The organism is Mucilaginibacter sp., from assembly GCF_028288225.1.
In the GTDB taxonomy this organism is placed as follows: Bacteria; Bacteroidota; Bacteroidia; order Sphingobacteriales; family Sphingobacteriaceae; genus Mucilaginibacter.
Genome location: NZ_JAQBOC010000022.1, coordinates 55,354 through 81,306, shown reverse-complemented (window position 1 = coordinate 81,306; position 25,953 = coordinate 55,354). Strand labels below are relative to the sequence as shown.

The following is a 25,953-nucleotide window of genomic DNA, read 5'->3' as shown; positions in this document are numbered from 1 at the left end:
TGGATAATTACTGTTTATTAACAAGAATCTTCTTATTCCGAAAGTACCGGCTTATAGGCTGGCGTTTAAGCAAACCTGTGAAGAAAAATAGTTTAAAATACTATCTGAAGATCCAGAATAATACAGCCATCACGACTAATAAAAGCACAGAAAGAAATTTATAATTGCCGATGCCTTTCCAGCCAGGGCTTTTGAGCGGTTCGAAAGGAGATGACCATGTAAGCTCTGCAATGGCAATACCGGATTCATCGGGATATAAATACGAAAATAAAACCTGTATGAAAACGCAGCCACAAAACAAATAAAAAGCCATCATCATAAATGTGATGTGCCCTATAACAGAATCAGGATATAATTTACTGGCAAAGAACACGCAAACCCCGATAGCCGACCCGATCCAGAGTGTGAATTTTGCAGAATGTACGGAGGCTCCCTTCCAAAATATACCTAACAGAAACACACAGGTAATAGGTGGTGCAATGTGCGCTATAATATCATTTAAACCATTAAATATGCTTTCATAGTGATTTAACAGCGGCAGCAGTGCCAGTGATAATATCAATGAGAGCCCGGCTGCTATTTTACCAACCTTTACCAATGCATCATCCTTAGCATTGGGTTGCCTGCGTTTATAAATATCATAACTTACCAGTGTTGATATTGAATTCAGAGCACCAGAGATCTGGCTCATTAAACCTGATAACAGTGCAGCAACCAATACGCCAATCAACCCTTTTGGAATTAATTGGATAATCATCAAAGTATAAATGCCTTTGCTGTTTACAACCGCCTTTCCTGCTTGCATTGTTGTTAAAGCACTAACATCCAATTTTCCAGATTGTGCAAGCGTGTAAGCAAATAAACCGGGCATAACAAAGATAAAAACAGGCAAAATTTTTATAAACCCGCAAAATAAGGCCCCAATCCTGGCGTTATTTTCATCCTTTGCGCCTAAAACGCGCTGCACAATGGTTTGATCGGCGCACCAGTACCAAATACCCAATATAGGGTATCCTAAAAAAACCGCATACCAGGGCATCCCGGCAGGGTCGCCTTGTGGCCGCATCATCGATAGCATTGAAAGTTCGTTATGCCGCTTTAATACTTGGACCATTGGTTCCCATCCCCCCATTTTATGATAGGATGCAATGCTCATAATAACGGCTCCGCTAATAAGTACAATGGTTTGGATAGATTCCGTAATTACAACTGCTTTCAAACCTCCTATAATGGTATAAATTGCTGTAATTATAGCTATAACCATTACGCTGGTATATAAGTTAAAACCGAATAATGTTTCGAGCACAATCCCTCCTGCCAACAGGGAAAAAGCGATATGGATTATAATTGCAGATAATACTGAAACAAAGGCCAGCCAATCCCTGCTGGCCCGGTCATAGCGCTTTTCCAGGAAGTCGGGTAAGGTAGTTACCCTTGATTTCATGTAAAATGGAACAAAAAACAATGCCAAAATGATCAGCGTAAATGATGCCATCCATTCAAAATTGCCATTTAGCAGTCCGGTATCAAAACCACTTTGCGCCAAACTTACCAGGTGCACACAGGAGATATTGGTTGCAAAAAGAGCAAGCCCGATCATTGGCCAGCGGAGGCTTTTTCCGGCAAGAAAATAATCATTGGCAGCCTCATTTTTATACAGATTTTTCCTGCGGTGACGGATCCCGGCCCATAAGCCTATAATAAATATGGCACCAACATAAAATGCGCTGATGGTAAGATCTAATGTTTGTATCATCGTACTTTTACAGCATTGTTTTTGAGGCTTATTTGGCCAGTTCAACTAAATCACAGCTGCTTCCGGCTTCCTGTGGTGTTTTATAAGTTCCGTTTATTATTTGTGCGGGATGGATAAAACGATTTTTTAAGTGCGGAATATGCTCCAGGAAAATTACTTCATGCCCCATTTTAATATGATTAAATAATACCAGATGCTGATGAAGCTGCCCCATATCGCCAACATGCGGTACCACAGGCACACCATATTTTTTACACAGCAAACTTATAGTAATAAATTCGCTTACTCCGCCAACACGCACGGCATCAACCTGTATAAAGGAAGCAGCCTGCGCCTGTAAATAATTTTTAAAAACAACTTTATTAGGAACATGCTCTCCAATAGCCAGTTTTAAAGGCGCAATGCTATCAGCCAGTTTTTTATGGCCCAATATATCATCCGGGTGGGTAGGCTCTTCAATCCAGTAAGGATGTATATCTTTCAGGCGCTGGCATATTGCCATGGCCTGTGGCAAATTCCATTGCTGATTGGCATCAAGCATAACTTTTACCTGCGCACCTGCTACTTCTCTCACAATCCCGGCCCTGCGAATATCACGGTCCGGATCTGCCGATCCTACCTTTAATTTCATGGCAGTAAATCCTTCGGCAATTGCTTTGTAGCAATTTTCGCGCACCTTTTCGTCCGAATAGTTAAACCAGCCTATGGATGTATCATAGCCGGGATAACCGGTTTCCATGATCTTTTCTCTGTTCTTTATGGTGGATTGCTGCACCCGTAAAATTTGCAATGCCTGCTCCCTGGTCAGTTCATCTTCCAGGTATGAAAGGTCAAGCGTATTTATGATCTCTTCGGGCGACAGGTCAATCAACAATTTCCACAAGGGCACACCTCGTTTTTTTGCCCATAAATCATAACAGGCATTGGTTACTGAGGCAAGCGCCAGGTGCACCACACCCTTATGCGGGCCCAGCCAGCGAAACTGCTGATCGTTAGATAACTCAAAAAATAAGGAGCCAAATGTTGCCATGGTTTCCTCAATATCTTTTCCAACAAGCTTATCCGCATAATATTTGGCAGCCTTACATACCAGGTCATTCCCTTCTCCAAGTGTAAAGGCAAAGCCGGTACCAATAAAGCCCTTGTCATCAAACAAACGGGTAACCGCGTATGAATATACCGGATCCCGGTGAATAGCATCACTCCCTGCATTACCAGGTAATGGGTAACGGATGTCATTAATCTCAATTCTTGAAATCATCCCGGTTAACTTAAGTTTATAGATTACAAAAAATTATTATTACGATTTGGAGGCAGATCGCTCATATACCTCTTATAACCAAGCTCGGCGCCACCGCTGACCGGCATAACACAGCCCGTTATAAACCTGGCCTGGTTTGATATCAGAAACAGACAAACATCAGCAACCACATCCCCTTCCGGGCAATAACCCAGCGCATGAATCTGATCCAGGTATTCTTCTGTAGCCTCCCTGTTAGTTTGCTGCCTGCTCCAGCTTCTTAGCATGGGTGTCCACACACCGGCAGGCGCCACGGCATTTACCCGGATCCCGTATTTAGCATAATCCAGTGCCATTGATTTTGTTAAAGCACTTACAGCACCCTTGGTTGCAGTATAAGCAGCATGTATTTCCTGTCCTATTTCACCTACCAGGCTCCCGGTATTTAAAATATTCCCTTTTGTTTTAATCAGTTCCTGCAGGCCAAACCTTGTTGTATTAAATATTCCTTTTACATTAACATTGAACAGGTGCTCCCATTCTTCATCAGTAGTTTCATGCAGTGCTTTTGAGGGATTGGAAATACCTGCGTTATTATGAATCACATCGATTTTCCCAAATTTTTTTACAGTTTCACATATGGCAGCATCAACCTCTTTGGCAATCGAAACATCAGCATAAATAAACAAAGTTTCTGCTGTTGGCAACTGTGTTCCGGCCCGTTCAATACTTTGCTCATCGTTAGACAGGATACTTAGCCTTGCACCGGCTTCCAGGTAAGCTTTAGCACATTCAAGCCCAATACCTGCTGTCCCGCCTGTTAAAAAGATTACTTTATTGTTTAATGATTGCATATAGATGTACGTAGTGATTATAAGAATAATTACTGATCCACTTTAATACCTTGACGGGATGATTATTGGTTTATAGACTTCTCATTTCAAATGTAGCTGACCTTAATACATCATATAATAGGCAATTCATTTTTTTTGATGGATTATTCCATCATTTAATTTTTATCATAATCAAAAATTATTTACATTATATTACTCAGTTAACCACAAATTGATTAATATAGCAAAAAACATTTACAACTCCCGGTTGTGATGGAATATCCAATTATTTATATTAAACCTGGTTGTGTATGCCCCATGTTCTGAAAAGAAGAGATGGCTTTGAGGGTGAAAAGCTGATCAGCCTGCCGGAGAAAGTATGGAAAGACGCCATTCGCCGCGATCCCCATTTATTTAAAATTTACATTACGCATATCGGATATTTTCCAAAAGCCTCCTTTCATTACAGGGAGAGAAGAAAGGGTTGTGAGGATAATATCTTAATTTATTGCCTTCATGGCAAAGGTTATTATATTTTAGATGATAAGCGGTATACCGTAGTTGCAAACCAATTTGTGATGTTACCTGCCACGGATAAATACATGCGCTATTGGGCAGACAGTGATGATCCCTGGACTATTTACTGGGTGCATTTTAGCGGAAACGACTTGAATGACTTTAACCGGTCGTTAAATTTTAATGCATTAAAAGGGCCTTTTCAAATTCCATTTAATGAAAAAGCCATTGAGATATGGACAAGCATATATAACAGCCTTGAATTAGGTTACAGTATTGAGAATTTATGCAACGCCAGTTTTTGTCTTTACCATTTACTAGCAACCTTCATGTTTCCGGATAAGCATATCGTATCAGAGAAACAGGAGAATAAGGATTTTGTAAATGACACCATCAGGTACATGAAGGCTAACCTGGAAAACAAGCTTACAGTTGATGATATGGCATATCAGCACCAGCTATCCGCATCCCATTTCTCAAACATATTCAGGAAAAAAACAGGGATGCCGCCAATAGATTATTTTATTAATCTTAAAATGCAGAGAGCCTGCCAGCTTTTACACGCCAATGAGATAAAAATAAAAGAAGTAGCAATGGATTTGGGATATGATGATCCCTATTACTTTTCCCGCTTATTTAAAAGATTTATGGGTGCATCTCCTGAACAATACCGCCTTACTACAAAAAAATAATTGGATTGCGGGATCGATCTTATTGATGCGGTTTCTTTATTATGATGATTTGATTTAAAAGATCACGCTTACGCCACAGAAATTTTAATAACAACGAACCTAGTATGATATGTACTGAAACTATAAAACGCGAACCGGAGGTTGCATTTTCAAAACACTCTCAGCCGGGCTGGTTCAGGATTTTGAAATATATTTTAATTGGCGGGATGCTGTACTTTTTGTGGGGAAGCAAATTGCTCTGGATCATTTTACCAATCCTGTTCATTTTGTCCATGTGCTTACATTTTTGGTACAGGTTTAAAACCCAGCGTTGGACAAAAAATTATGGCTTATGGAAGCATGACAAACGCAAACCTGGGTAACATACAAAAGGAACAAAGTTTGTGCTTTGCTCCTTTTGCTGCTTATTATTTTTACACAAATTAAAAATCAATACGTGTATTTATTCTTTTATTAGTGCCAACTCCTATGGATCAAGCGGGTCAAGAGGGTCCATGTGCAGGCTTTCCAGCACAGGATAAAAATCTATATCGTGATTGGAATGCTCTTTTTGCCCCTGTAAGGCAAATAACCAAGCTCATGCAGGTTACGGTTATCAAAAGCCTCTTTGGCAGCACTGTCATGCTGACTTTTGCTTGTCACAAATACCGAAGGTTTATCTAATGGGATCCCATACCTGATCATCAACCGGTCGGCATTCCTGATGTTAGTGATTGTATGACGTGCGTGCGGATCAATGATAATGGCATCCCCCCGCTATATTAAATTTTTGCATCAGGTACTTTTTTATAATTAAAAGTACCCTGACAATTGAGTATTAATTATTATTTGCCAGGTGATTGAAGCTAAAGGAAGATGCAGTTCATACAGTCATTTTAAATTATCAAAATCGTATAGACTAATATTTTGCGTCTATACGATTTTGCCTTTGTAAATTATTTATCTGATTATTGAATACTTACCAGTTATATTATTAGTACCTGTTGCCGGTGGTGATTTGTAATTAATTGTGAAGCCGGTAGAACCCAGTGAAACAATTGACCAGTCGGAAGAGGCAGCCGTGCTGCTTGGCATTAATATTACATTTGACGGAACATATCCTAAAGCTGTGTAAGTAACGCTAAATGAAGTTGTTGAAGCATTCCCTGAAAACGCATAGATACCGGAAGGTATTGAAGGCGAAAATTGAGCCCAGCCGGTATTGGTTGTACCGGATAACTTTACCCATAAGTTATTAGTTGTATTACTTATGTCAGTATACATTGAGCCTGGCGGGGCTGCTATTACTGATTGTGGTGTGCCCGAACCAAATAACTGACCGCCCACAAAGCTTTGTGCCCCAATGAGGCTGTATTTGCCTATATTATTGGTGTATAATATGGGGCCAACAATATTTGCTGTGCTCAAGGCATTTTCAACTATATTTCCCGAATTATTTCCTTTACAAACATTGCCGTTAACGATAATATTACGCGGCCGCTGTGTACCACCATTCGAAAAATCAGGATTACCTGAAACGCCTGTCCAGCCTGCTAATGTAACCGATTCAATTGAAATGGCGCTCTGAATCCTTGCACTGTTACTAATGCAGGTATTGCCGGTTATATGACCTGCTTGTACTCCCTGAACACGAATTTGATAGGTTTGGAAAGTTGTATCAATTACGTTAGATGGCAAATAGACAGTATTATTTGTAATATCAATATTCTCACTGCCCTGGGCCGTGCCAATGGCTTCAAGTGTTACACGAATAAAATCACCTCCGCTTATCCATTTACCCGACTGCTGATCTGCTATCCTTTCAATATAGTTGCCATCAATTTTGGCATCTTTGGTATTTGATAAAAATATGCGGCCATCAACAACGTATATTTTATTATTGCGGGCAGACACATTGGTACAGTTGTGAAAAGCAATTCCATCGTCGCCAATACCAGAGATGTAATTATTATCTATAATTATGCGGGTGCCTTTTGTAACGCCAATACCTTCACCCTGGTTATAAGCATGCTTTGCGGTAACTTTGTTGTTTGTTATGGTAAAATCAGTTATTGAACTACCGGCACACCAGGAAGTGTTTAATGCTGTTTCAATTGCTGTGCAAAGCCCATTGGCTGGAACGAGGTCGGCTAAATAGAGGTAATTATTGCTGATATAACTATCGTCAATAGAAAATCCGTTAATAAGAGTTCCTACTTTTGTACCCGCATTTGGGTGAAACTGGATGCCTGTTATGTGCGACCCACGCCAGGGAATAACCGTGCCCCCTTTACTTACAATTCCAAGTGCTATAGTGTATAATGTATCAACTGAGTTTCCATAATTACCACGGGGATAAATTTTTGACGTTCCAACTCCATCACCTTCCCATGATATATTGCTGTATAAAAACAGTGTGCGGTCAACCACATATTTGCCCTTTGGGAAATACAGTATTTGTGTACCTACACGGTTACCTGTCCTGTTTAAATAAGTAATAGCGTTTTGAATGTAATGCGTATCAACATTAACTGAATCTCCCTTTGCACCCCACCAGGTTACAGAATATTTACTCCCGGTGGTCAGCCTTTGCCAGGCGCCGTGCCCCTTTCCTGTTGCAGGAAAATAAATGCCGCTATCAATAGCGCCGGTATATGCCGGCTGATAAATAAAAGGTGTTGAGCCGCCTTGCAGGGTATCTGATAATATAACAGAAGTGGCAGAATCTGTATACCCTATCATTTGCGCAATTGTGCTCAAATGAACAACCGTATCTACTAAAGAGTAACCTGCGGAGGCATTGCTAATTCGGGGCTTACCGTTAGTATGTTTGGCAGATGAATTTGTGTTGCCAGTCTTACCCTCAAGCGTGTAAAAATGTGATTTTAAGGCGTACAGGCTAAATGTCAGGCCCATAACAAGAGAAACGAGTAGTAGTGTTTTTTTCATACTAAATCAATGGGTTTAAAGAAATTTTTGGGGATTAAAGATAGTCGACATCGTGAGCACGAATCCGTTGACCAAGATAATAATTATCCTGACAATGTTGCATGAAATATCTTCCTTACTTAAACCAGGCCCGGAAGATTGAAAAACCGTGATAACTTCCATACATAAAAAGCTTAAAAAAACTTTAAGTTTCTTAATGCAGAAACAGGCTTAATATGATCATTATTAAGCCTGTATTATTAATAAGCATGACCGGAGATAAATTATCCGGAAATTTTTCTCCGCTTTACCTCCTTTACTATTAAACTCAGTTCGCGGCTCATTTGTCCGGCAATAGCGGTATTTTCCTGGGCGCGCCTGAAAAGGTAAGGCAAAACTGCCTTTATTGGCCCATATGGAACATATTTGGCCACGTTATATTGTGCATTGGCAAGGTTAAAGCTTAAGTTATCACTCATACCCAGCAATTGCGAAAAATACACATGCGGGTTTCTATGGTCGATATTCTTTTTATCCAAAAGATCAGCGAGCAATCTGCAGCTTTCTTCATTGTGCGTACCGGCCACAAAAGCAATTGTATCAATATGATCAGTGCAGCAATTAAGCGCGGCATCATAATCTTTATCTGATGATTGTTTATCCGGTTGAATTGGTGAGGGATAGCCCTTTTCTTCAGCGCGTTTACGTTCTTTTTCCATATAAGCGCCACGCACTAATTTGGCTCCTAATATAAATTTCCCTTTAACGGCAATTGCATGGTCGTTTTTTAACGATGCCAGTTTATCATGCCTGTATAACTGGTAAGTATTATAAACTATTGCTTTTTCAGTATTGTACAGGTGCATCATATCCAAAGCCAGCATGTCAATAGTTTTTTGAATCCAGCTTTCTTCAGCGTCAATCATTACCGGGATACCCGTTGAATGTGCTTTTTCGCAAATCGCTAAAACCCTTGCCTGCACTTTTTGCCATTCTTCCTGTTCAATAACGCTTAGCTGTGCTTTTTCGTCAAGTTTTTCCAATAGCGAAAAACGACCGACACCTGTAACTTTAAATACCGTAATTGGCACAGCTTTATCAGCCGATGCCCTTTCGATGGTTCGGATAATTTCATCGCGGGTGTTATCAAACACATGTTCATCATCCTCTCCCTCAATTGAATAATCAAGAATGGTGCCCACACCACCATTATTAAGGTTTTTAATTGTTTTATCGCATTCGGCAATGGTTTCGCCGCCGCAAAAATGTTTGAAAATGGTAGCCTTTATAAGACCTTTAACAGGCAGCCCTATTTTTATTGCGAAATTAGTTACCGGAGGGCCTATCTTCACTAAAAAGTTAACGTTAATTACTCTAAATAGCCAGTATGCGCGTTTAAGGTCGAAATTTGAAGAATGCCGGAAAGCTATCTCCGTATTTTCAAAAGATAAATTATTCTTTTCGTTCATGGTCAGTTAGTACATGGTTCATAGTTATTCGTTCATAATAAATGGGAAACAACCATAAACTATGACCAATGAAATATAAACCGGTGCGCAAAATTATAAATTGCAAGCCAAATATCTCATTATTCATTGAATAGTTTATTTTTGTTGCCTCATGATAGAATTTAAAGTTACCGGAGATTATATCCCCATGATCCAACTACTAAAGGCGGCCAACCTGGTACAAACCGGTGGCGAAGCGCAAATAGTTGTAACAGAAGGAGAAGTAATGTATAATGGCCAGGTTGATTTTCGTAAACGCCTTAAAGTAAAAAAAGGTGACACCGTTGAATTCCGCGGCGAAACTATCACAGTGATATAACATATGAAAACTATTCAGAGCGACAATTACCCCATATATTTTGAGAACAGCATAGCCGAGCTTGAAAAATTTGTTAAAGCCGGCAATTATTCCAGGTCATTTATATTAACTGACGAGCATACTTCAATACATTGCCTGCCACTGATACAGGCGCAATTTGAAGGTCGCGAAAATTTCGACATTATAGAAGTTAATTCAGGTGAGGAAAGCAAGACTATTGATTTTTGTATCGGCATCTGGAAAATGCTGATTGATTTTGAAGCCGACCGTAAAAGCCTGCTGATAAACCTGGGCGGCGGCGTAATTACTGATATGGGTGGTTTTGCGGCTTCAACCTTTAAGCGCGGGATAGATTTTGTGCATGTGCCTACTACCCTACTCTCGCAGGTGGATGCTTCCGTGGGTGGTAAAACGGGTATTGATATGGACAATATAAAAAATATCATCGGTACCTTTACCCAACCAAAAGCAGTGTTTATTGCTGATGAATTTTTAAAAACCTTGCCCGCAAGGCAAATTCTATCAGGTACTGCAGAAATGCTTAAACATGGCCTTATAACTGATGTGGCTTATTGGGAGGCATTAAAAAACAGTGACCTACGTGTCCCTTCAGGTGAATTGATCCACCGGTCTGTTGAGATAAAGAACGAGGTTGTTATTGAAGATCCAAAGGAAAAGGGAATTCGAAAAGCTCTTAACTTTGGCCATACTGTAGGCCATGCAGTAGAAACCTATTCGCTGATAAACGATAAGGATCCTTTAACCCATGGTGAGGCCATTGCTTTAGGGATGATTTGCGAGGCTTATCTATCCCACAAAAAAACAGGATTAAGCAGTGATGAACTGACCGAAATAGTTACCGTGATAAGCAACCTGTATCCCAAGTACAGCCTGCCAGAAACAAATTATGAGACCATGTGTTCCATAATGTTAAAAGACAAAAAGAACCAAAACGGCCAAATAAATTGCACTTTATTGACAAGCATAGGCAAATGCAGTCTTGATAATATTTGCACAGATGCCGAACTTTGTGAGAGTTTATCCTATTATGCAAACTTATAGCTTGGAAATTAGGATATAAATTAATACAGTGCTACTTTTATAAATCGATTTTAAAAATCCGAAATCGAACACCCTTCATTCGAATAAAAATGTTTCACCCCGACATTAGACAAGAAACAGCATTGCTACTGGTAGCCTTGCTGGTAGTAATAACTGTGCTTGAAATGTGGTTTAGTTACCGCGAAAACCGTAAATATTACGAGAAAAGAGATACGCTTACAAATATTTATTTAACCACTCTTGCCTTCCTGCTAAATATGGCTGTTGGCGGCAGTACGTTTTTCATTTTGCACTATGCCTGGCATTTCAGGCTGTTTGAGATACATAATGCTATACTTTATTGGTTTGTGCTGGTTGTAATGCAGGATTTTTTATATTGGGCGTTGCATTATACCGGGCATTATTGCCGCCTGTTTTGGGCTATACATGTAACACACCACTCTTCAGCGCATTTTAACTTCACAACCGGCTTCCGCTCCACTGTTTTTGAGCCACTTTACCGGGTGTTTTTTTATTTACCACTGGCCATTATGGGTTTTAGCGCGGTGGATATACTTTATGCTTACCTTGTTACGCAGCTATATGGTAACCTGGTACATACGCAATACAATTTCCCTCTTCCAAAATGGTACGGGCTTATATTTGTAACCCCATCCCATCACCGTGTACACCACGCATCAAACATTCCCTATCTAGATAAAAACATGGGTATGGTTTTGATTATATGGGACAGGCTGTTCGGCACCTTCCGTGAAGAAAACCTGCCTGAGCCTGTAAAATACGGACTAACGCATCAGCCGGATAACCTCGGGCCTGTGAACATCCTTTTCCATGAATGGAAAGCTTTATTGGCTGATGTGAAAAAAGTGCCAGAGTTAAAAACCAAGCTGCAATATTTTCTAAATCCGCCGGGATGGAGTCATGATGGCAGTACGCAAACGGCAAGGGTATTGCAGCAGGAGTATGAAAATACAACTATCTAAATGCGCTATATCAAATCTTTCATCCAATTTTCTATATCTATTTGATCAAGTCGCTCAAATTTGAAACATTAAAGGCGGTGGGTAAAGCAATAGGAATTTATCTAATTTATATTGATTTTTGATGAAACTATTTATTTATGCAAATCAAATTTTTTTGTCCAAAATGGGGTTCTGATAATATAACCTGGGATAACTTTTGTGCCAAAGTAAAAGAAGCAGGCTATGACGGAATTGAAACCCCTGTATCTTTTGATGAGGGCGAAAAAAAAGAAATTACTGCTGCATTAAAAAAGCATGATCTTCTGCTAATCGGCCAGTACTACCAATCATTTGAAAAAGATTTGGAGCTGCATAAAGAGAGCTTTAAAAAGCATCTTGAAAGTTTAGCCGGTCTGCAGCCTTTGCTAATCGATTCGCAAACCGGGAAAGATTACTTTACCCATGCTCAAAACCGGGAGCTTTTCCAATTGGCTAAGAAAATAACTGATGACACCGGGATAGTGATAGCCCATGAAACTCATCGGAACAAAGCCTTGTTTGCGGTGCATGTAACAAAAGAATTGCTGACGGATAACCCGGATGCAGTGATCACGGCGGATTTTTCCCATTGGTGCAATGTATCTGAAAGCTTACTGGAACAACAGCAGGATGCCGTTGATATTGCTGTAAGTAAAACCGTACATATTCATGCAAGGGTCGGCCATGCGGAATCGGCCCAGGTTTCAGACCCAAGGGCTGAAGAATGGAAAGCAGAAGTAGAAGCACATCTTAACTGGTGGGATGCTATTGTTCAATGCCGTTTAAAACATGGCGCTCAGCTTTTAACAATCACACCCGAATTTGGTCCTGCCCCTTATATGCCCGCATTGCCTTATACCAAAATGCCGGTGGCTAATCAATGGGATATTAATGTTTATATGATGGGGTTGCTGAAAGAGCGATACGAGTATATTTAACCAATCTATAAAACACCTATGAATTAATGCCTGATTTTTATTTAGTTTTACATCTATACAAAATCCCATCTAAATTTAATATACCAAATGCCAGCCGTGTTGATTAAAAAGCTATACCGCTTCGTGTTTAAAGATAAACAAGCCCTTGCTTTAAAAGCCTGGTACAGCGATAACGGCGACGAAACCCTCCGTTTAAATTACCCCGGGCTTAACGATAATTCAATAGTGATGGATCTGGGTGGTTATGAAGGGCAATGGGCAAATGAGATATTTTTGAGATATAACTGCGCGGTATATGTTTTTGAACCTTACTTGCCCTATGCTAAGGATATTGAACTACGTTTTAAAGGCAATAGCAAAATAAAGGTATTTTCAATTGGGCTGGGAAAGACTGATACTGATGAAAAACTTCATATCTCGGCAAACAGGTCATCCTTGTTTAAACAGGATGAAAGTGAAAGCGATAATGAAAATTCAACCACAATAAGAATAGTTAAAGCCTCGGCTTTTATAAAGGAACATGATATTGACCTGATCAATTTAATGAAAATCAATATCGAAGGAGGAGAATACGACCTTTTGGACGAACTGATTGATGAAGGGACGGCCCATAAAATAGAAAATATCCAGGTCCAGTTTCATGATTTTTTTCCCGGGGCAATTAAAAGAATGAAAAATATCCAGAGAAAATTGAGCAAAACCCATGAGTTAACCTACCAATATGAACTTGTGTGGGAAAACTGGAAATTAAAAACCGGTATATAATATCAATCGGGTAAGCATTTCGCCAAATAATATTCTGTTTACCCTATTAATTTTCAAAAAAATAAAATTTTCTATTGACAATATCATTTTTACATGTACATTTACATCGCAAACAAAAACAAATGAAATTTAACACTGCATATTTTTATGGTTACTACTTTTACTTTAACAGTAAGAGCCGGGACTAATATGCAATAACAAACATATAAGAAACTGAAAAGTCCCGGCCAAAAACCGGGACTTTTTGCTTTAAATGGATTTATGAAAAACGAAAATCTGAGAGTTGCAATACAGGGGATCCGCGCTTCGTTTCACGAAGAGGCCGCATTAAAATATTTTGGTGAAAATATCCAAACCATTGAGTGCAATTCCTTTAAGCAAACATTTGAGGCTTTAAAAAATAAAAATGCCGATTATGTGGTGATGGCTATTGAAAACAGCATTGCCGGCAGCATATTGCCTAACTATTCGTTGTTGCTTAGCTATGCCTTCCCGGTAGTTGGCGAAATCTATCTTCCTATCCAATTGCATTTAATGGCGCTGCCGGGGGTAAAGTTTGAGGATGTTAAAAATGTAACCTCCCATCCTATTGCTATCCGCCAGTGTGTTGATTTTTTTGATGAGTATCCACATTTAAACATTATTGAAAGCAATGATACAGCTGCCTGTGCCAAGCGCATCCGTGATGAGCAGCTTACAGATACTGTTGCTATTGCAAACACCTTAGCAGCAAGGCTTTACGGTTTGGATGTATTGGAGCGCAGGATAGAATCGAACAAAAAGAACTTTACCCGTTTTTTGATCCTTACCCATCATGAAAATGTGGTTAAGAAACATCCTAATAAAGCTTCACTTTGTTTCCAGGTAAGCAATAAGGTTGGCGCGTTAGCAAAGGTGCTGAACATTTTTGCTGAACAAAGCCTTAACATGAGCAAAATACAGAGTATGCCAATTTTAGGCAAACGCAATGAGTATAATTTTTATGTAGATGTTGAATGGGATGATGCCAAACAATACGATACAGCAATAAGGCAGATCCTGAAGTACACGCAAAACTTCAACATCCTGGGTGAATATGAAAGGCATGATGAAGAGAATGAAAAATTGCCAAAAACGGTAAAGAATGTAAAGGTGCCGCGTACATATATAAATATGAAGAAGATGAGTTGAGGGAGGAGTCGGAAAGTCGGGAAAGTCCGGAAGTCCAAAAGACAGAAGGATGGCGGAGGTCTGAAAGTCAGAAATCCGAAATTATTAAAGAGCCAAAAATAATTAAAATAAATAAAAATCATTTTCCGGATCTCCGGACTAACAAAAAACAAAACGATGAAACTGAATTTAAACATACAACCATTAAGCTCCTGGATTAAAACCGGAAGTGAGCCATTATTAATTGCTGGTCCGTGCAGTGCCGAAACCGAAGATCAGTTAGTAGCCACAGCGCATTTATTAGCAAAAACCGGCAAGGTATCTGCTTTACGTGCCGGCATCTGGAAACCGCGTACCCGTCCCGGAGAGTTTGAAGGCATCGGCAGTATTGGTTTGGAATGGCTTAAACGCGCTAAAGAAGAAACCGGCTTGCCTACCGCTGTTGAAGTTGCTACCGCAAAACATGTTGAAGAAGCTTTAAAGGCAGGTGTGGATATTTTGTGGGTTGGAGCGCGTTCAACCGCAAACCCTTTTACAGTACAGGAAATTGCTGACGCTTTGCGTGGAGTTGACATACCAGTGATGGTTAAAAACCCTGTAAACCCTGATCTTTCTTTATGGATTGGCGCTATTGAGCGGATCAACAATGCTGGTATTACCAAACTGGCGGCTATTCACCGTGGGTTTTCATCACACGAAAAAAGTGCTTTCCGCAATGAGCCCATGTGGGATCTGGCCATTAGCCTTAAAACATTAGCACCCGAATTGCCTTTGATTAATGATCCAAGCCATATTACCGGTAACCGTGACCTGATTGGTTACATTTCACAAAAAGCGCTTGACCTTGATATGCAGGGATTGATGATTGAATCGCATATTGACCCAAGCGTTGCCTGGACAGATGCTAAACAACAGGTTACCCCTGCTGCTTTAGTTGAGATAATTGAGCACCTAACCCTGCGCAAACCTGAGATCCGTAATGCAGAAGTGAAAGATAAGCTGGAAGAACTGCGTAACCAGATTGATAAAATTGATGATCTGGTGATTCAGAAAATGGCTGAGCGCATGAAAATTGTTGAGCAAATCGGCAACTATAAAAAGGATAACAACATCACTATTTTACAGGTTAATCGTTGGGACGAGATCTTAAACAAACGTACCAGTTATGCTAAAGCACTTAAGTTAAGCACCGAGTTTACTGAAAAATTGCTGGAACTGATCCACGCTGAATCTATCCGTAAACAAACTGAAATAATGAATAAGGACGAAGCCGGACAAGCAGCAGAAAAATTAACTCACGCGTAAATTCGAAAACCCCGTAGAGACGCAATACTTTGCGTCTCTGGATTGGGCCTTTAATTTCTTATATTAAATTGTATACAGAAAGACACAAAGTATTGTGTCTCTACAGGATTATATTTTGTAATGAAGCATAACATCATCCTTACCAAAAAAGGCAGATCAATAAAAGGCACTGTACAACTTACCGGTTCAAAAAGTGAATGTAACCGCGCCCTTATAATTGAGGCGTTAAGCAATGGAAAGGTAAAAGTTGAAAATATATCAGACGCTGCGGATGCGGTGACTTTGGCCGAAGTCCTGAGTCTAGAGTCGAAAGTCTTAAGTCAAAAATCAAATGACTCCGGACTTAAGACTCAAGACTTAAGACTCATAAACATCGGTCCTGCCGGAACAGCCATGCGTTTTTTAACTGCATACTTTACTTTGCAGAATGAAGAAGTGATATTAACCGGCAGCGAGCGGATGAAACAGCGCCCAATAGGGATCCTGGTGGAGGCGTTGCGTGAGTTGGGTGCGCAAATTGAATACGTTGAGAACGAGGGCTTCCCCCCTATTAAACTAAAAGGCAGCTTAGTGCAGCAGTCTAATAAGATCAGTATAAAAGGAAATATAAGCAGTCAGTACATCACCGCGCTTTTGCTTATAGCTGCCCGGCTGCCTTTTGGTTTGGAACTGCACATTGAAGGCGACTTAACATCACGCCCTTATGTTGAAATGACGCTGGCCATGCTGCAAACCGCGGGCATTCAGCATAACTGGCAGGGCAATGTGATTTCCGTACAAAACCAGGAATTTGCGACCACTTCTCTGTATATTGAGCCCGACTGGAGCGCAGCATCATACTGGTACTCTATAGCGGCATTAGCTGATGAAGCGGAACTGTTTTTACCTGGATTAGCGCAATACAGCTTACAGGGCGACAGCATTATAACCGAGATAATGGCCAATTTTGGCATTACTTCGCAGTTTAAGGATGGCGGCGTGTATTTGCAAAAAGAAGCAAAAGAAATATCCCGCAAGATCTTTGATTTGAAAGAATGCCCGGATCTTGCCCAAACCATTATTGTGATATGCGCAGCATTAGGTCACGACGCTACCTTTACCGGGCTGGAAACACTGAAGATTAAAGAAACAGATCGTATAAAAGCCTTGCAAAATGAGCTTGCCAAGTTAAGGGTTAAGTTGATTGAAAAAGGACAGGTTTATAAACTGGATTGCAGCGAAAAACAGATCCCCGAACGTATATTTGTTAATACTTACGATGATCACAGAATGGCCATGGCCTTTGCGCCGTTAGCTTTACTGATCCCGCAGGTTGAAATTGAAGATGCCGACGTGGTTGAAAAATCATACCCGGCATTTTGGAAAGATCTGGAAAAGATGGGGTTTGAGGAAGAGGTGAAAGGATAAAGGAAAAACGCGAAAGGTTTAACAAACTTGTCTTTGCTAGGTACGAAGCAATCGCGAACTGTGCTTAACCGCTTTGCATTCGATGAGGCTAGCGCCCTTGTTGGTGTTGTCACCAACAAGTTGGACTAAGTTTGTATATTGCAGATAATCGCCAAGAAAGTTGTGCGAATACAAAGTGGCCGTAAATAATCCGTGTAATCAGTCACCAATCAGTGTAATCACAATATAGTGTAATCATTCACCAATCAGTGTAATCACAACATAATCGGTGAAATCAAAAAAATAATATGGCAGGCAATTCATTCGGGCAACTATTCAGGATAACAACATTTGGCGAATCGCACGGCGAGGCTATTGGGGTAATTATTGACGGCTGTCCGGCACAACTGGAGGTCGACATGGATTATATCCAGGGTGAACTTGATAAACGCAAGCCGGGCCAATCAAAGATCACTACACAACGTAAGGAAAGCGATACGGTAAAAATACTTTCGGGTGTGTTTGAAGGTAAAACTACCGGCACTCCTATTGCCATGCTGATCCCAAATGAGGACCAGCGTTCAAAGGATTATACCCACAATGTTGATGTGTTCCGTCCCTCACATGCTGACTACACTTATCAGACAAAATATGGAATCCGCGATCATCGTGGTGGTGGTCGCTCATCAGCCCGCGAAACTGCTGCACGTGTCGCTGCAGGTGCAATAGCAAAACTCATGTTAAAAACACAGGGCATTGAAATTGTTGCCCATGTAAGCAGCGTTGGTAAAATTGATGCGCCAAATGTAGAGATAAGAAGTGCGCAGGAATTTATTGATGAGCGAGAAAAGAACATTGTTCGCTGTGCTGATCCGGCAACTGCAGAAGAAATGATCGAATACATTGATTCCATCCGCAAGCAGGGCGATACCGTTGGCGGCAAAGTAAGCTGCCATATTTTAAACTGCCCCGTTGGATTAGGTGAGCCTGTGTTCGATAAGCTCCATGCTGATTTGGGGAAAGCTATGCTTAGCATTAATGCGGTACATGGCTTTGAATATGGCTCAGGCTTTTCAGGCAGCGAAATGCGCGGATCAGAACATAACGACATCTTTATAAAAGATCATTTAGGCGAGATCAGAACACTTACCAATTACTCAGGCGGCATCCAGGGCGGTTTAAGCAACGGGATGCCAATTGAGTTTAAGGTAGCCTTTAAACCCGTTGCCACCATAATGCACAACCAGGCAACTATTGACAGCCAGGGCAATGCAGCCGAAATCTCGGGTAAGGGCCGTCATGACCCTTGTGTTGTACCGCGTGCTGTACCCATTGTTGAAGCAATGGCGGCGCTGGTACTTGCCGACCATTGGCTAAGAAACAGGAATTCAATAATGCCCCCTCTTCTGCCTTACTAACCCGGGAAAATTTGTTAGCTTTTTAAAAAGTTGACAAATCTAATTCTATTAGCGTAAAGAAATTTTATTTGCTAATTTTGTTAGACAAAGCATTTTACCTGTGCATCAACTATAAATGTCTAACATAAAAGCAGTAGAAAAAAGGTGGATAGAGAATTTTAGAAATTCACCCCTGGTGGATAGCTCTACCGGGCTTTTTAAAAGTGATTTTGCTTTCCAGTTTTTCTATGGAAAATCAGAGAACAGCCTTTGTCCGGACGATTTTCTTTTCGACTTTAAAAGTTATTATTCAATTCATTCTTCATTAGATGTATTAGCTGTTTTAGAAAAATGTAACGAGTTCTTAAGTTTTATAGGGATAAAATTAAACAGCGATAGATTAAAAGAGCACATCAGAAAAAACCCTGCCGAGTACAAAAATTTTGTAGACAAGTGTTATTATCTTTTAAAAACGCTTGCCCATTATGGACAAACCCTTGTTTTAGCCAATCCTTATAAAGACACTTTTCGTGAAATTGATTATTTGGCACGAATTGAATGCGGTGAAATTCAGTTGAAAATTTTTGATGAGCCATTATACCTTCCCGATCTATACAGCAGGTTTAAAAACTTTCCCGATGGCTACGAAAAGAATATGATTGTAAAACAGCTGTTCGAAAAGCTTGAAACAGCTAATGACAGTTTCTATATCACAGGCAAAGCCGGTACAGGTAAATCTACATTTATTCAATACTTCGCCAAAAAAACCGGCAAAAAGCTGTTAATGTGCGCATTTACAGGCATTGCTGCAATTAATGTAGGCGGGCAAACCATACATTCGTTTTTCAGGTTCCCGCTGAAACCATTACTGCCTGAAGATGATGAAATTACCAAGTTTGAGCAATACTCGAAGAAATACAATTTGATACAGGAAATTGATACCATCATTATTGATGAAGTATCTATGCTCCGCGCTGATATTGTTGAAGCCATTGATTATTCGTTAAGAATTAATGGAGGCGACCCCAATAAAGTTTTCGGAGGCAAGCAAATTATTTTTGTTGGTGATATTTTTCAACTACCCCCGGTAGCCAATTCAAACGATACCCTCGAAAATATGCTTTTTACGGAGGAGTATAAGAGTAAATATTTTTTTGATTCACTGGCTTATAAAAAGTTAAATCCAACATATTTTGAATTTAAGATCTCTTACAGGCAAGGCTCAGACTTAGATTTTGTAGATCTATTGGATAAAGTAAGGGTTTGTGATATTAATAACGAAGTACTTCAAAACTTAAATACCAGGGTTGATCCGTTGTACATACCGCAAAATGATGAATTTGTAATTACGCTAACATCAAATAATGCTATTGCCTATAGCGAAAACGCGAGAAGACTATATGAACTACCCTACACTGCCTTTAAATTCGAAGCGCAAATAGAGGGCGAATTTAACCAGGAAAAGTTTCCTGCAGATAAAGTTCTCGAGCTTAAAAAATATGCACAGGTAATATTTATAAAGAATGATTCAGCAGGAAGATGGGTAAACGGGACAATTGCCAAAGTTGACTTTATCTCTGACAATTTCATTGAGGTGAGGCTGCAGGATAGCAGCATTCACAAACTGGAAAAAGCCACGTGGGAAAACAGGGTGTTTCAATACGATAAATTTAAACGGAGGATTGTGTCAGAGGTAAAAGGTAAATTTACCCAATACCCCATTAAGCTGGCTTGGGCGGTAACCATCCATAAAAGCCAGGGCCTCACTTTTGATAATGTAATAATTGATGTAGGCACCGGTACGTTTGTAAACGGGCAAATGTACACTGCCCTTAGCCGCTGCCGCACGTTAAACGGCATAACCTTAAAAAGAACGATCAAAAAAGAAGACATTATTTCAGATGATCGCATCATTAATTTTCACGAACGGGAGCAGTTGATAAACTCGATAGATTTTGAATAAGGTTTAATCAATAAAAAAACATCCGCACATCTTCATATTCGCACATCCGCACATTATATTTGTGCAACAATGCTCACCTCCTTTTTCCAATTATATAAACAAGCTTATAGCGGCCTTTCACGTAACAGCTGGTACCTGTGCATAGTAATGCTCATTAACCGCAGCGGTACTATGGTTGTGCCTTTTATGAGCATTTACTGTATAAAGCAATTGCATTTCAGCATTGTTGAAGCGGGCACCATCATGAGCTTGTTTGGGGTAGGGTCAATAAGCGGGGCGTTTGTTGGCGGTAAGCTAACTGATAAATTTGGTTTTTATGATCTGCAGGTTGGGGCCTTATTAAGCGGCGGTATTCTATTTTTGATCTTAGGTTACCAGCATACTTTTTTAAGCGTGAGCATCGGCACTTTTGTGCTCAGCTTTTGTAATGAATCATTCAGGCCGGCAAACTCAACGGCTATAGCACATTACAGCACACCTGAAAATAAAACACGTTCGTATTCTTTAAATAGGTTGGCAGTCAACCTGGGCTGGGCAGTGGGCGCCGGTTTTGGAGGTTTACTGGCATCTATAAATTATCATTTATTGTTTTGGGTTGATGGTGTAACCAATATTATGGCAGCTCTGTTTTTGTTAAGATTAATGCCAAGGGCAAGCGTAATAAACACGATTAAAAAGATTGAAGAAGGCATTGTCAGTACCTCAGCCTATAAAGATCGAATATACCTGGCTTTCATCTTGCTTTCGGCATTGTTTGGCATTTGCTTTTTCCAGTTCTTTATAATGGAGCCTGTCTTCTATAAGATCCAATGGCACTTTAGCGAGCGTTTTATTGGTTTCCTGATGGCTTTAAATGGGATCCTGATAGGCATTGTGGAAATGGTGCTGATCCACAACCTTGAAGGCAAAAGGAACGGTTTAACCTATATAATAACAGGCGTTTTAATGGGCGCTGCTGGTTTTGTATTGCTGGTATTTTTACCGGCAGGCACGGCAGCGGCAATACTTATTGTTTTGCTGATGACCTTCAGCGAGATGTTGGCCATGCCATTTATGAACACGTTCTGGATCAGTCGCTCAACCGAATATAACCGCGGCGAATATGCTGCTTTGTACACTATGTCGTGGTCTGCAGCACAAGTGATTGCCCCACTTACCGGTGGTTTGATAATTGCCTTTGGTGGGTTTAGTTTGTTATGGTGGGCGTTATGCGGATTAAGCGTTGTGGCAGCTGGAGGGTATTATTTACTGTATAGATTTGTAAAGACAGGCTAGTCAGTAATATTTTCAGATGCTGTTTGATTTATTTATATTTGTGTATGGAAACGCTGGTGATAAATATTCCTGAGAAAAAAAGCGCATTGGTAAAGCAATTGTTAAAAGAATTGGGGGTTACTATTGACAAAAAAGCTATTGTTAAAAGTACTAAACCACATATTCCAAATGCATTGACGGCTAAAACCATTGAGGATGCTCGTAATGGAATCGGTATAGAAGGCCCTATTACTGATCTTAAAGCTTTTATGGACTCGTTGTAATGTTTACTTTAAAAATAACCAGCCAGTTTAAAAAGATCTTAAGACATTAAAAAAGCGATCACCTCGAAATTACACGCTAATATTTGATTTTCTTTCTGAATTAAAAGAGACCGGGGCTTTGGGACTTGACAGAAAATATTTACCGCACAAGCTTTCAGGAAATTATAAAAACGATTGGGAAGCTCACATAAAACCTGATTTGCTGATAATTTGGTTTGAAATTATTAAAGACAGCGAAATTTTGCTTTTAAGAGCTGGCTCTCATTCGGATTTATTTTAAAGACGAATGCCCTACGTCAAATTCCTATCCTTAAACCAAACTTCATCAGGTTTTATCTCAATATTATCCATCAGGTTTACCAGCTCAATTGCATCACCTGACGTTAAAACCAGCGCACGATTTGCCGGCTTTAAAAACTTTTGCTCAACCATAACATCCATTTGCTTTAGCAGCAGGTCATAAAATCCGTTTACGTTTAATATTCCCACGGGATGTGTATGTAAGCCAAGCTGCAGCCATGTTAAAACTTCAAAAAACTCTTCCAATGTACCAAAGCCGCCGGGCAGCATAATAATGCCATCGCAAAGATCATTCATCAGTTGTTTGCGCTGATGCATGTTTTCAACTATATGCAGTTCGGTTAGTCCGTGGTGACCAACTTCTTTGTCCATCAAAAACTGCGGGATCACCCCGATAGCTTTCCCGCCTTTACTTAATACCGCATCGGCTAAAATCCCCATTACACCTACTTTACCACCGCCATATACCAGGGCGATGCTGCGGTCCACCATAATTTCGGTCAATTCTTCAATAGCTTGTATTAAACTGGGATCGCCATTGAAATTAGCTCCACAAAAAATACAGATCGATTTCATAAGTAGTGAATTTGTAGGGTCTAAGGTCGTAAAAAGTATACTATTCAATAAAGTTTATGATATTATTTTATTAAAATTGTGTACCATTATTTATACACCTGCTATTTATCAGGGCATTAGCCTTTTTTAAACATTAAAATGAAAAAACTTATACTTTTTGGATTGCTGGGCTTTGCCTGCCAGCACTCGTTTGGCCAGGATGCAACAGAAAATTACCGGCTGTTATTGAAAAACGACTGGAACATGCAATCAGCGGTTACTGATGCCTCAACCGGTGGCCAGATCTCAAAAGCTGATTTTAAAGCTGATAAATGGTACAAAGTAAGTGTGCCAACCACTGTTATTGCCGGGTTGCTTGCCAATAAGGTATATGATTTTGATCCTTTTTATGGAAGAAATTTCGAAAAACTGAACGATGCCCGGCTTGATAAGCCCTGGTGGTTCCGTAAGGAATTTAAACTGGCCGAATTTGAAAATGGTAAAAATGTAGTGCTAAAGCTGCAAGGGGTAAATTATAAAGCCAACGTATGGCTCAACGGAAAGCTAATTGCCGATTCAACCCAAATAGTAGGGCCGTTCCGTATAATTGAGTTGGATATCACTAAAAATATAAAATACACAGGCGAAAACGTATTAGCTGTAGAAGTAAAACGACCCTTCAACCCCAATAAAAGAGGCGGCGACCTTGCTATTGATTATGCCGACTGGATCCATTACCCACCCGATTTTAATAATGGCATCATCAACAATGTCGAGGTAAAAACATTCCGCAAGGTTGGTGTTGAATATCCACTGGTTACTACAAAATTCGATTTGCCTTCATTAGCTGTAGCTCATTTAGAGGTTGATGCAATGGTAGTTAATTATACAGATAAAGAACAAGATGCAATAGTTAAAGGTAAAATTAATGGCACGATAAACTTTGAACAGAAAGTTCACCTTAATCCGCGCGAAAAGAAACAGGTTACTTTCAGTCCGGCTCATTATCCTCAGCTTAACGTAAAAAAACCACGCATTTGGTGGCCGTGGGAATATGGCAAACCTGAACTGAACAGGATTGAGCTTTCATTAATCAGTGATAACCAATTGAGCAATGACCTTAGTGAAAACTTCGGTATCAGGCAGGTATCATCAGTATTAATTGATAATAATAAAGCGCGAAAATTTATCATTAACGGTAAACCAATTATGTTGCGTGGTGCGGCATGGTCGCCGGATATATTTCAGCGCCGTTCAAAAGAGCGCCAGGAGCAGGAACTAAAGCTAGTTAGAGATATGAACATGAATATTGTACGCTCTGAAGGCAAGCTTGAAGACGACAGTTTTTATGCAATATGCGATAAAGAAGGATTACTGGTGATGAGTGGCTGGATGTGCTGCGGTGCATGGCAGTATCCCGAAAGATGGGATGCAGCTAAAAGAAACGTAGCCATGGCATCAGACAGCAGCGTTATGTATTGGCTGAGGAATAAACCATCGATGCTTACCTGGCTTAACGGCAGCGATATGCCGCCACGTGATAAAAAGGTTGAGGCCGATTGGCTGGCAATTGAAGCCGACCTTAAATGGCCCAACCCTACCATAGCCAGCGCCAATGAAACCCCGTCAAAGGTGTCAGGCCCTACCGGTGTTAAAATGGCCGGCCCATACGACTGGGTTCCGCCTGCATATTGGGAAGCGGATACCGGTAAATATGGCGGTGCCTGGAGCTTTGCAACAGAGATCTCCCCGGGCCCATCCATCCCACCTTATGAAAGCCTGATAAAATTCCTTCCAAAAGATTCCATAAATAATAAAAGCCTTGATTGGTTGTACCATTGCGGCACAATGCAGTTTGGTAATACCCGTATTTTTGATACAGCATTGTACGCCCGTTATGGTAAGCCTGAAAACATGATGGATTACTTGGCAAAAGCCCAGCTTCAAAACTACGAGGGACACCGTGCAATGATGGAAGGTTATGGCCTGAAAAAGTACAGCAACGCAACAGGTGTTGTACAATGGATGCTGAGCAACCCATGGCCAAGCCTGATCTGGCACACTTACGATTACTACCTGTACCCTGCCGGAACCTACTTTGGTATGAAAAAATCGATGGAGCCATTACATGTAATGTATTCATACAAATCAAACAGTGTGAATATCATTAACTCCACATTGCAATCATTTAGTGGTTTACAGGTAAAAGCAACTGTTTATAATCTTGACGGCACTTTAAAATTCACCAAAGAAGCAGCGGCAGATATAACTGAAGACGGCATAAAGGAATGCTTTATTTTGCCGCAACTTGATAACTTAAGTGATGTTTATTTTGTCCGGTTAGAGCTAAAAAACGCAAAGGGTAAGGTTGAAAGTATTAACTGGTACTGGCTCTCCGGGAAAAAAGACGAGTTGAACTGGAAAAAATCGACCTGGTATTACACACCTCAATCGGCTTTTGCAGATTATGGAGCATTAAAAAATATGCCTAAAACAACTTTAAACATAAAACAGACTTTAGCCAAAACAGGAACCGGGGCTTCACACAGCATCACTTTAACCAATACCGGTAAATCGGTTGCGTTTTTTGTGCATGTACGGGCTTTGAAAGAAAAAGGAGGTGAGGATATCCTCCCGGTTATTTTTGAAGATAACTACCTATCTTTAGCGCCAGGTGAAACCCGCATCATTGAGTGCAGCTACGAAAGTAAGGTTGCAGGTAAAGGTGAACCTTACATTTTAGTAAACGGCTGGAACATTGATGCCGCGGGCAGCAAAACAGTTGATAATATTGAAATTGAAAAATAACTTTTAATAACTATT

21 protein-coding genes and 1 pseudogene are annotated in these 25,953 nt (G+C 40.2%); 16 read left to right on the top strand and 6 right to left on the bottom strand.

Annotated features, from left to right (window positions below):
• Positions 1–100: 100 nt before the first annotated feature.
• The 3 genes from JWQ54_RS06970 to JWQ54_RS06960 are packed head-to-tail and all read right to left on the bottom strand — an operon-like array spanning position 101 to position 3,850.
• Complete coding sequence (locus JWQ54_RS06970) at positions 101–1,756, bottom strand: sodium/solute symporter (RefSeq protein ID WP_299582127.1); 1,656 nt, start codon at positions 1,754–1,756, stop codon at positions 101–103.
• A 28-nt stretch (positions 1,757–1,784) separates the two neighbouring features.
• On the bottom strand, positions 1,785–3,017 hold the full coding sequence (locus JWQ54_RS06965) for an enolase C-terminal domain-like protein (RefSeq protein ID WP_299582124.1): 1,233 nt from the start codon (positions 3,015–3,017) through the stop codon (positions 1,785–1,787).
• Between the two features lie 23 nt (positions 3,018–3,040).
• A complete protein-coding gene (locus JWQ54_RS06960) occupies positions 3,041–3,850 on the bottom strand; it encodes an SDR family oxidoreductase (protein ID WP_299582121.1) in 810 nt (269 codons plus the stop codon).
• Between the two features lie 290 nt (positions 3,851–4,140).
• Between JWQ54_RS06960 and JWQ54_RS06955 the strand changes: the two genes are divergently transcribed.
• Both JWQ54_RS06955 and JWQ54_RS06950 read left to right on the top strand, forming a co-directional pair.
• Positions 4,141–5,037, top strand: coding sequence for an AraC family transcriptional regulator (locus JWQ54_RS06955; RefSeq protein WP_299582118.1), 897 nt, complete (start codon positions 4,141–4,143; stop codon positions 5,035–5,037).
• A gap of 104 nt (positions 5,038–5,141) precedes the next feature.
• Positions 5,142–5,399 carry a hypothetical protein gene (locus JWQ54_RS06950; RefSeq protein ID WP_299582115.1) on the top strand — a complete coding sequence of 86 codons (258 nt, stop codon included), beginning with the start codon at positions 5,142–5,144 and terminating at the stop codon, positions 5,397–5,399.
• Positions 5,400–5,976: 577 nt separating this feature from the next.
• On the opposite strand, the gene JWQ54_RS06945 is transcribed toward JWQ54_RS06950, so the two are convergent.
• Together JWQ54_RS06945 and JWQ54_RS06940 are read right to left on the bottom strand one after the other, a co-directional pair.
• The gene (locus tag JWQ54_RS06945) at positions 5,977–7,965 is read right to left on the bottom strand and encodes a right-handed parallel beta-helix repeat-containing protein (protein ID WP_299582113.1); all 1,989 of its coding nucleotides are present in this window, start codon (positions 7,963–7,965) and stop codon (positions 5,977–5,979) included.
• A 263-nt stretch (positions 7,966–8,228) separates the two neighbouring features.
• On the bottom strand, positions 8,229–9,413 hold the full coding sequence (locus JWQ54_RS06940) for a proline dehydrogenase family protein (protein WP_299582111.1): 1,185 nt from the start codon (positions 9,411–9,413) through the stop codon (positions 8,229–8,231).
• A 151-nt stretch (positions 9,414–9,564) separates the two neighbouring features.
• Between JWQ54_RS06940 and JWQ54_RS06935 the strand changes: the two genes are divergently transcribed.
• From JWQ54_RS06935 to JWQ54_RS29155, 13 genes and pseudogenes are all read left to right on the top strand, one after another.
• On the top strand, positions 9,565–9,771 hold the full coding sequence (locus tag JWQ54_RS06935) for an RNA-binding S4 domain-containing protein (protein WP_299582106.1): 207 nt from the start codon (positions 9,565–9,567) through the stop codon (positions 9,769–9,771).
• Between the two features lie 3 nt (positions 9,772–9,774).
• Positions 9,775–10,833 (top strand): 3-dehydroquinate synthase, encoded by a 1,059-nt coding sequence (gene aroB, locus JWQ54_RS06930; RefSeq protein WP_299582103.1) that lies wholly within the window; start codon positions 9,775–9,777, stop codon positions 10,831–10,833.
• Between the two features lie 89 nt (positions 10,834–10,922).
• Entirely contained in the window at positions 10,923–11,816 is an 894-nt protein-coding gene (locus JWQ54_RS06925) for a sterol desaturase family protein (RefSeq protein WP_299582100.1), read from the top strand.
• A gap of 137 nt (positions 11,817–11,953) precedes the next feature.
• Entirely contained in the window at positions 11,954–12,772 is an 819-nt protein-coding gene (locus JWQ54_RS06920; protein ID WP_299582097.1) for a sugar phosphate isomerase/epimerase, read from the top strand.
• An 87-nt stretch (positions 12,773–12,859) separates the two neighbouring features.
• The gene (locus JWQ54_RS06915) at positions 12,860–13,537 is read left to right on the top strand and encodes an FkbM family methyltransferase (RefSeq protein WP_299582094.1); all 678 of its coding nucleotides are present in this window, start codon (positions 12,860–12,862) and stop codon (positions 13,535–13,537) included.
• Between the two features lie 261 nt (positions 13,538–13,798).
• Complete coding sequence (locus JWQ54_RS06910) at positions 13,799–14,707, top strand: prephenate dehydratase (protein ID WP_299582091.1); 909 nt, start codon at positions 13,799–13,801, stop codon at positions 14,705–14,707.
• A gap of 156 nt (positions 14,708–14,863) precedes the next feature.
• Positions 14,864–15,991, top strand: coding sequence for a chorismate mutase (locus JWQ54_RS06905; protein WP_299582088.1), 1,128 nt, complete (start codon positions 14,864–14,866; stop codon positions 15,989–15,991).
• A gap of 120 nt (positions 15,992–16,111) precedes the next feature.
• Complete coding sequence (gene aroA, locus JWQ54_RS06900) at positions 16,112–17,398, top strand: 3-phosphoshikimate 1-carboxyvinyltransferase (RefSeq protein ID WP_299582086.1); 1,287 nt, start codon at positions 16,112–16,114, stop codon at positions 17,396–17,398.
• Between the two features lie 287 nt (positions 17,399–17,685).
• On the top strand, positions 17,686–18,795 hold the full coding sequence (aroC, locus tag JWQ54_RS06895) for a chorismate synthase (RefSeq protein ID WP_299582083.1): 1,110 nt from the start codon (positions 17,686–17,688) through the stop codon (positions 18,793–18,795).
• A 115-nt stretch (positions 18,796–18,910) separates the two neighbouring features.
• Positions 18,911–20,737 carry an AAA family ATPase gene (locus JWQ54_RS06890; protein WP_299582080.1) on the top strand — a complete coding sequence of 609 codons (1,827 nt, stop codon included), beginning with the start codon at positions 18,911–18,913 and terminating at the stop codon, positions 20,735–20,737.
• Between the two features lie 69 nt (positions 20,738–20,806).
• A complete protein-coding gene (locus JWQ54_RS06885) occupies positions 20,807–22,012 on the top strand; it encodes an MFS transporter (RefSeq protein WP_299582078.1) in 1,206 nt (401 codons plus the stop codon).
• A gap of 44 nt (positions 22,013–22,056) precedes the next feature.
• The gene (locus JWQ54_RS06880) at positions 22,057–22,275 is read left to right on the top strand and encodes a hypothetical protein (protein WP_299582076.1); all 219 of its coding nucleotides are present in this window, start codon (positions 22,057–22,059) and stop codon (positions 22,273–22,275) included.
• A 43-nt stretch (positions 22,276–22,318) separates the two neighbouring features.
• A pseudogene (locus tag JWQ54_RS29155) lies at positions 22,319–22,555 on the top strand (type II toxin-antitoxin system YafQ family toxin); the annotation flags it as partial.
• A gap of 11 nt (positions 22,556–22,566) precedes the next feature.
• On the opposite strand, the gene JWQ54_RS06875 reads toward JWQ54_RS29155, so the two are convergent.
• On the bottom strand, positions 22,567–23,151 hold the full coding sequence (locus tag JWQ54_RS06875) for a TIGR00730 family Rossman fold protein (protein ID WP_299582073.1): 585 nt from the start codon (positions 23,149–23,151) through the stop codon (positions 22,567–22,569).
• 138 nt (positions 23,152–23,289) lie between these two features.
• On the opposite strand from JWQ54_RS06875, the gene JWQ54_RS06870 reads away from it, so the two are divergent.
• Positions 23,290–25,938, top strand: a complete 2,649-nt coding sequence (locus JWQ54_RS06870) for a hypothetical protein (protein ID WP_299582070.1) — start codon at positions 23,290–23,292, stop codon at positions 25,936–25,938.
• Positions 25,939–25,953 lie beyond the last annotated feature (15 nt).